At 35.6% G+C, this 7,058-nt stretch carries 7 protein-coding genes and 1 pseudogene; 3 read left to right on the top strand and 5 right to left on the bottom strand.

The genetic code is table 11. The features are described from left to right. Positions 1–435: 435 nt before the first annotated feature. Positions 436–780, bottom strand: a complete 345-nt coding sequence (locus tag BHE89_RS06250) for a GNAT family N-acetyltransferase (protein WP_286145943.1) — start codon at positions 778–780, stop codon at positions 436–438. A gap of 113 nt (positions 781–893) precedes the next feature. Between BHE89_RS06250 and BHE89_RS06245 the strand changes: the two genes are divergently transcribed. Beyond that, entirely contained in the window at positions 894–1,946 is a 1,053-nt protein-coding gene (locus BHE89_RS06245; RefSeq protein WP_069368534.1) for an AbrB family transcriptional regulator, read from the top strand. Positions 1,947–2,132: 186 nt separating this feature from the next. On the opposite strand, the gene BHE89_RS06240 is transcribed toward BHE89_RS06245, so the two are convergent. Further along, on the bottom strand, positions 2,133–2,420 hold the full coding sequence (locus BHE89_RS06240) for a YacC family pilotin-like protein (protein ID WP_286145942.1): 288 nt from the start codon (positions 2,418–2,420) through the stop codon (positions 2,133–2,135). 213 nt (positions 2,421–2,633) lie between these two features. On the opposite strand from BHE89_RS06240, the gene cueO reads away from it, so the two are divergent. Together cueO and hpt are read left to right on the top strand one after the other, a co-directional pair. Further along, complete coding sequence (gene cueO, locus BHE89_RS06235) at positions 2,634–4,214, top strand: multicopper oxidase CueO (RefSeq protein ID WP_069368532.1); 1,581 nt, start codon at positions 2,634–2,636, stop codon at positions 4,212–4,214. 159 nt (positions 4,215–4,373) lie between these two features. Continuing rightward, a complete protein-coding gene (gene hpt, locus BHE89_RS06230) occupies positions 4,374–4,916 on the top strand; it encodes a hypoxanthine phosphoribosyltransferase (RefSeq protein ID WP_036932823.1) in 543 nt (180 codons plus the stop codon). Between the two features lie 51 nt (positions 4,917–4,967). On the opposite strand, the gene BHE89_RS06225 is transcribed toward hpt, so the two are convergent. From BHE89_RS06225 to can, 3 genes and pseudogenes are all read right to left on the bottom strand, one after another. Beyond that, on the bottom strand, positions 4,968–5,384 hold the full coding sequence (locus BHE89_RS06225) for a helix-turn-helix domain-containing protein (protein ID WP_069368531.1): 417 nt from the start codon (positions 5,382–5,384) through the stop codon (positions 4,968–4,970). Next, positions 5,371–5,693 (bottom strand): annotated as a pseudogene (locus tag BHE89_RS06220) (type II toxin-antitoxin system HigB family toxin). Before BHE89_RS06220 ends, BHE89_RS06225 begins: the two are co-directional and overlap by 14 nt. A gap of 146 nt (positions 5,694–5,839) precedes the next feature. Beyond that, entirely contained in the window at positions 5,840–6,493 is a 654-nt protein-coding gene (gene can / locus BHE89_RS06215; RefSeq protein ID WP_023580816.1) for a carbonate dehydratase, read from the bottom strand. Positions 6,494–7,058 lie beyond the last annotated feature (565 nt).

Below are 7,058 nucleotides of genomic sequence, written 5' to 3'. Positions count from 1 at the left end.
ATTATCTTGATAAAAAAGACCCCCCGATAAAAAAAAAAAATAAAAAAAATATTGAAAAAATGTTTAAAAATTAATATAAAATGAAAAATAGAGTTACCTATTTTAAGAGTGGATTATGATAATAAGAAAATTAGCTAAAAAAGTTTTTAAATATGTTATTAATGATGAAATAATAAAAGGAAATAAAAAGATGTAATATCTAATTTGAAAATAAACGGAGTAAATAATAATGGAATTAAGACGAAAAATGAGGGATCAGATCCTAAAATAAATAAATTAAAAGAAAAAATTAAAAGCGATATAGAAATATCATTAATGAAATCAATAGATTGTCAAAAAAAGTAGATATTAAGGAATAAAACCAGCGTTAAAGTTTTTTTCTCAAGTAATACTTCTTATCACTCAAAGGATAATTTTCTAGCATGCCAAATATTTTCAAATCCCTGCTTTTGATAAAAAGGTAGGGCTTTGAAAGCTAAAGGTATCTACTTCTGCATATTTGGCACCTTTTTCTTTTGCTGCGAGTTCCATTGTTTGCAGCAATTCTGTCCCTATATTTTGTCCACGATGGGCTTTATCTACCCACAAATAGCGAATGCGTAGCCAATTTCCTAAAATATCTCCTGTGATCCCACCTATTTTTTTACCGCTCTCTTCCTTAAAAACGGCAAGTGGTGTGTATTGTTCCATCTGAATATAGTGAAGATTGTGGGTTAGCAATCCTTCATAAATTTCATTGATCTCGCTAGGCGTTGGGTTTGTGGTGATCTTTAACGACATATTCGGCTCTTAATATTAAGAAAAATAATAATTATATTATCACTATTTGGTTATTAAATATTTATACAGATGATAGGATGGAAACAATAATTAAAAAAGCCGGATAACACAACATGTCGTTTTTTAAAACTCTGCCAGGTATTCTATTTTGTGCATTAATAGGTGGTATTCTTACCCTTTCAGGTTTGCCCATGGCGCTGATGTTTGGGCCAATTTTTGTTGTCATTATTGCTTATCGCTTCAAGTGGGAGCTTGCGGTTCCTAAACATACATTGACGTTTATTCAGCTCACTTTAGGCACTTCAGTTGGATTAATGTTTAACCAAGTTCATTTAGGTAGTGCTGATAACTTAATCATTCTATTACTCACTCTTGTTGTGTGTTTAGCCATTCAATTTTTTGTGAGCTATTTTTGGTTTCATCGCCATATTGGGTGGACGAAAGAAGAGTCAATGCTTGGGGCTGTACCTGGAGCGATGGCGGCTATTTTAGCATTAACGGATCACACCAAAACACCGCCTCAAAAAATCGTGATTTCTCATACTATTCGTTTAATGGTGCTGATTATTATGGCGGGTTTTATTGTGGGTGCTGATAAAGCTAATATGCCAGAATTTTCTATACCCGAAATGACCTTTATTTCATTGTTGTGGTTATTATTGATTGTTGCTTTAGGGTTAGGCTCAGGGCTTTTATTGCAGAAAATTCGATTTCCTGCGCCCTTTATGCTGACGTCATTAGGTAGTGCGATATTAGTTCAATCGTTTGTTAGCGAATCTATTGCTTTTCCGATGTTACTGAATGAATTGAGCATGGTGTTAATTGGTATGAACATTGGCGCTCACTTTGTGGTTTTCCCTTTTTCATCATTAATTAAAAATGCCTTTTCTTCTGTCCAAGTGGTTATTATTAATGTCATTTTAACAGTGATTGTCGCATATGGTGCAGCTTATTTAACGGGGGTTCCTTGGGAGACATTAGTATTGGCATGGGCGCCAGGAAGTATGGAAGCGATGACATTTGCAGCGATAACAATGAATGTTGATGCGGCTTTTGTTATGTCAAATCATATTTTTAGGATGCTGATTATTCAAAGTATTCCATCCGTTGCTTTGTATTGGAACGAATATAGACAGAAGAAAAATAATCAGGACAAAGAAGAATAAAATAGAAAAGGAATAATGTTGTTTTTGATAACCTCTATTTAGCCACTTTATATTGAAATATAAATATGCGAATTAAGAGGTTATTTTGTTCCATTAATCCAGTTGTGACTGAATAAAAGCATTAATAGTTTAATAGACTGAGTGATTTATTAGCTAACAGTTGGCATTTTCTTATTGTGTGATACTTCAATACCTTTTTAAATCATTGTAACTATCTTCATTCAATTGGCTCATCGGTAATATCGAGTAATTACTCACATCCCATTGCTGTGAGCGAGAAAAAATCATTAAGGCTCTTTCGATTTTAGATTTTGATATCTGCTCATAACCACAATCTTTATTTAAAAAAAGGTAGATGGCGGTTAAATCTGCCAAGTCTTCTGCTTGTGTGTAAGTTAACGCTTTTGTACTCGAAGAAAAGAGCAGGGTAAAAGAAAGCGTGAGTGTGCAGAACAAGGCGAACATTTTTTTCATTAGGTGTGCTCTTCCTTTGTGTGATGATTTAGTCAGTTTTGTTATTTGACTTAATGTAGTTAAAAGTTTTGCAAAGACCCTTTGTTTTGTTGGGTTTTAAATTGACCTTCCAGTAAGGGGAAACTTTACCATTGGTAATAGTTTACAAAACTTCTTTCTCCATTTTATTTCAATAAATACAAAATAATTTGTTTTTATTCAGAGGAATATATTATGCAACGTCGCGAATTTTTAAAATTAGGCGCCACATTAAGTGCTGTCACATTATTACCAAGCTGGAGTCGTTTTGCGTTTGCCCAAAGTAACATGCCTTCACTGGCTATTCCACCTCAAATTACCCCTGATGCCCAACAAAAGATTGTTCTGAATATTCAACAAGGTGTTTCTCAATTTATTCCCACCGCAAAGACAACTACGTGGGGTTATAACGGTAGTTTATTAGGTCCCGCATTGAAACTTAAGCGTGGTCAACCCGTCACCATTAATATCAATAACCAATTACCAGAAACAACAACGGTTCATTGGCATGGGCTTGAAATCAGTGGCGAAGAAGATGGTGGCCCACAAGCAATGATTGAGTCAGGAAAATCTCGTACGGTTACTTTTACACCTAATCAAGCTGAATCAACGTGCTGGTTCCATCCTCATACTCATGGTGTAACTGGACAACAAGTCGCGATGGGATTAGGTGGATTAGTGATCATTGAAGATGATGAAACCTCAAACCGTAAATTGCCTAATCGCTGGGGCGTGGATGATTTACCTATTATTTTGCAAGACAAACGTTTAGACAGTGATGGACAAATTGATTATCAACTCGATGTAATGAGTGCTGCAATTGGTTGGTTTGGCGATATGATGTTAACCAATGGTGCCATTCAACCACAGCATATTGTGCCCAAAGGTTGGGTAAGATTACGTTTCTTAAATGGCTGTAACGCGCGTAGCCTAAACCTTGCAACCAGTGATGGCAGACCCATGTATGTGATTGCCAGCGATGGTGGATTACTCGCAGAACCCGTCAAAGTGACAGAGCTACCGATTTTAATGGGGGAACGCTTTGAGGTTTTAGTGGATACCTCTGATGGGCGTGATTTTGATATTGTCACTTTACCCGTTCGTCAAATGGGGATGGTTTTAGCGCCATTTGATAATGTATTGCCTGTATTGCGCTTATTACCCTCAGCAGAAAAAGGACAGGGTCTTTTACCTGAGCAATTGGCGCTTATTCCTGCATTACCCACATTAAGCAATCTTTCAACGCGCACATTACACCTGCGCATGGATATGCGTTTAGATATGCAAGGGATGATGTTATTAACCGAGCGTTATGGTGATAAAGCTTTAGCGGGTATTCATCATGGAATGAGTCATATGCGCCAAGGTAACGGTAGTGGCATGATGGGCGGCGGAATGAATTGTGGTCATGGTAGTGGGGATCTTGATATTTATAATGCAAATAGTATCAATGGTATTCCATTCTCAATGACTGAACCTGCATTTGATGTAAAACAAGGCGTTTATGAGCGTTGGGTTGTTTCTGGTCGGGGTGACATGATGTTACATCCATTCCATGTTCATGGTACACAATTTCGCATTTTATCTGAAAATGGTAGAGCACCAGAGAAGCACCGCCAAGGTTGGAAAGATATTGTGAAAGTTGAAGGGCAATTTAGCGAAATTCTAGTGAAATTCGACCATTTAGCAACAAAAGCACATCCGTTTATGGCGCACTGTCATTTATTAGAACATGAAGATACTGGAATGATGGCGGGTTTTACTGTGAGTAAATAATCAATCACTGTAAAAGTTATTAATATCAGTAAGATAAATTAATAAAAGGCATGAAATTGATATTTCGTGCCTTTATTTTCATTAAATCAGATCATCGCATGATGAAGGAAGTTCTGGTACAATCGTTTGCTTTCCCCGTTAACCCAATCGAAATTAATCATGAAACATATTGTTGATGTCATGATCTCTGAAGAAGAGATCAAACAGCGTATTGCTGAGCTAGGTCGTGAAATCACAGAACATTACCGCCCACGTCAAGGTCAACATGATCTTGTCTTAATCGGCTTGTTAAAAGGTTCTTTTATTTTTATGGCTGATTTGTGCCGTGAAATTGATGTGAACCATGAAGTCGATTTTATGACTGTATCAAGTTACGGTAATGGTATGACGTCAACGCGAGACGTTAAAATCATTAAAGATCTCGATGAAGACATTCGTGGTAAAGATGTTCTGATTGTTGAAGATATTATCGACTCAGGTAACACCTTAAATCGTGTTAAAGAGATTTTAAGCTTACGTGAGCCAGCTTCTATTTCTATCTGTACATTACTGGATAAACCCTCTCGTCGTGAAGTTGATGTTCCTGTTGAGTGGATTGGTTATTCCATTGAAGATAAATTTGTTATTGGTTACGGCATCGATTACGCACAGCGCTATCGTCACTTGCCTTATATTGGGCATGTCACCTTATTAGATGAGTAATTTATTTTAAATAGAAGTAAGAAAACCCGCTTTAGGCGGTTTTTATCGGTATTACTTAATAAAAATAGACACAGGTAGATTGAATCGAACCGACAGTTTTTTAATATGTTCTAATGTGAGATTACGTTCACCATTGAGAATGCGACTTACATAAGAGCGTGAACCCAATTCTTCTTTAAAATCAGTAGTATTTAGTTGGTATTGATCCATCAATGTACGCAAAACTGCAATCGCATCATCACATTGATTGAGTCTTGCATTGAAGACCCTAAATTCAGGCGCGCTATTTTCATATTCGTCAATTTTATGACAAAGCATATCAATTAAAGGATTATCTGGGTCGTGTTCTACTAAATATTCAACCAACTTGACACCTTCTTCATAGTCTTTACGAGATTGGCTACGACCAAGAATAGGAACTATATTGACTAGGCTATTAGCAGCCTTAATTGCATCAACAATCATCATTCTTTTGTTCTCGATAGTAATCAATAAGTTTATCGTATTCAGCATGAGTAGAAATATGTTTTACAAATAATTTTGTTGCGTTCAAAATCTGCAAAAAATAGGATCCTTAATGTATTTCCACCAATATTGATAACCCACCATTTTTCTCTATATTTCATTCTATCTAAACTTGGGAAGACTTTTTTTTAATGCATCAGGTGTTTGATAAGTACTCTGTTTTAACGTTCTATAAGTATCAGTAATTGATTGAGCACAATTGGGGAAACGTGCAGATGCTAAATCAAAAGGCTCTCGTGATATTACGTGCATTCCCTGTCCCTCGTTTCCTATTTGTCAATAGATTAGCACCTTTTTTCATTGTTGCCAAATAGGAAACTTTATTTTTTATAACGTATAAAAAAGCCCTAATATTTTTTAAATATTAGGGCCTAAAATGATTGCTTATAATGAATGTATTAGCGTGGATGACTCAATTTTGCCATCGCTTGACGATAAGATAGTTCAAGTTTTTCACGGCTATCTGACGTGATATCGAGGTCGTGTAACTCACCGTTATTTAAACCGTAAACCCAACCGTGGATCATCACTTTTTGTCCACGTTTCCATGCTGCTTGCATAATCGTTGAATGACCAAGGTTGTATACTTGTTCGATAACATTTAGCTCACAAAGTAGGTTTAATCTATCTTGCGGTGCCAGTTCACCTAACATTGAACTGTGTTTGTACCAGATATCGCGGATATGCAGTAACCAGTTATTGATAAGACCTAATTCGGTGCCTTCAATAGCTGCTTCAATACCACCACAACCATAATGACCACAGACAATAATGTGTTCAACTTGTAATACATCAACTGCATACTGGATCACTGAAAGACAGTTTAAGTCAGTGTGGATGACCAAGTTTGCCACATTACGGTGAACAAATAAGTCACCTGGTGCTGCGTTGATTAATTTTTCTGCTGGAACGCGGCTATCGGAGCAACCAATCCATAAGAAGTGAGGTTTTTGACCTTTACAGAGATCTTTAAAAAACTGAGGATTTTCTTCAGTAACAGATTCTGACCATTGCTTGTTATTGGCTAACAGCTCTTCAATTTTTCTCATCATGACGTGACTGCCTGTAATTCGGTTTCCCACCATTTGCGCTGACAGTACGCCAACACGAAATAGCGCTTGTGTTATTGTTAGATGCAAGAGATCCATTAAGAAAGGGTATTTTTATACCATTACTTTTGAATAAATCAGAAGGTTTTTTAAAGCCAAGTGATCGATAATTGCTTGTCATTTTTTGCTTTCAAATAAGATAGATCTTTTTATAGCATTTGTTTAATGAATTTATCAGTACATTCCTTGATGTAAATCAAATGTATAAAAAGATAACTGTTTGTTAAACCAGCTGTTGTATTATTTTAAAAAATAGACGCTTATAAATATTATATAAATAAAAACTAATGATTATAATTGTTGGTTTTTATTTTTTATACTGAAAAGTAAAAGATGACAAAAAAATAAAAGAGCATCATTGATTGAGATAGTAGATCGCGAGATAATTTTCATCAGTAAACTTGAGAAACAAAGGCAATAATTTTATTGGTATCAATTAGGCTAAATGATTACACTAAGGGATAAATTGATAAAAATATCAGAAAAACAGTAAGAAATAACAGAAACA

This window comes from Shigella sp. FC1967 (assembly GCF_001743005.1).
Lineage (GTDB): Bacteria > Pseudomonadota > Gammaproteobacteria > Enterobacterales > Enterobacteriaceae > Proteus.
Note: the sequence above shows the minus strand (reverse complement) of the source record. Positions and strands in the feature narration are given on the sequence as shown.